Origin of the sequence: Streptomyces sp. NPDC048192 (assembly GCF_043202415.1) — a bacterium.
In the GTDB taxonomy this organism is placed as follows: Bacteria; Actinomycetota; Actinomycetes; order Streptomycetales; family Streptomycetaceae; genus Streptomyces.
The window spans coordinates 1-1093 of record NZ_JBIDAL010000051.1 but is presented as its reverse complement, the minus strand read 5'-3'; the positions used below and the strand labels follow the sequence as shown (position 1 = coordinate 1093).

Here is a 1093-nt window from a genome sequence, read left to right as displayed (position 1 = left end):
CGAAGCTCGCGTCCGCCGCCTCGTAGGTGTAGCCCTTGAGTTCGCGTTCCTTGACCCGCTCCACGACCCGGCCGACCAGTTCCCGGTCACCGCCCAGGTCGATGCCCAGCTCCTTGCCCTTCAGCTCCACCGACGCCCGGCCCGCCATGTCGGACACCAGCATGCGCATGGTGTTGCCCACCAGCTCCGGGTCGATGTGCTGGTACAGGTCCGGGTCCACCTTGATCGCCGAGGCGTGCAGACCCGCCTTGTGCGCGAACGCCGACACCCCCACATACGGCTGATGCGTGGAAGGCGTGAGGTTGACGACCTCGGCGATCGCGTGCGAGATCCGCGTCGTCTCCCGCAGCCGGCCCTCGGGCAGCACCTTCTTGCCGTACTTCAGCTCCAGCGCCGCCACCACCGGGAACAGGTTGGCGTTGCCGACCCGCTCGCCGTAGCCGTTGGCCGTGCACTGCACGTGCGTGGCGCCCGCGTCCACCGCCGCCAGCGTGTTGGCCACCGCGCAGCCGGTGTCGTCCTGGGCGTGGATGCCCAGCCGCGCCCCGGTGTCGGCCAGGACCGTGGCGACGACCGCGTGGACCTGCGCCGGCAGCATCCCGCCGTTGGTGTCGCACAGGATCACCACGTCGGCGCCCGCCTCCGCGGCCGTGCGGACCACGGCCTTGGCGTACTCGGCGTCGGCACGGTAGCCGTCGAAGAAGTGCTCGCAGTCCACGAACACCCGGCGGCCCTGCTCGCGCAGGTACGACACCGTGTCGCGGACCATCTCCAGGTTCTCCTCCAGCGTGGTGCGCAGCGCCAGCTCCACATGCCGGTCGTGCGACTTGGCGACCAGCGTGATCACCGGGGCGCCGGAGTCCACAAGCGCCCTGACCTGGGGGTCCTCGGCGGCCTTCGCGCCGGCGCGGCGGGTGGCGCCGAACGCGACGAGCTGGGCGTGCCGGAAGTCGATCTCCGCCCGCGCGCGGGCGAAGAACTCGGTGTCACGGGGGTTCGCGCCGGGCCAGCCGCCCTCGATGAAGCCGACGCCGAAGTCGTCCAGGTGCCGTGCGATGGCGAGCTTGTCCGCGACGGTGAGGTTGATGCCCTC

General features: G+C 71.3%; 1 protein-coding gene. It reads right to left on the bottom strand.

Annotated features, from left to right (window positions below; genetic code table 11):
- Window positions 1-1093, bottom strand: a 1093-nt coding sequence (locus ACGFZN_RS39965; protein WP_393863400.1) for a citramalate synthase, incomplete at both ends; no start/stop codon positions are given.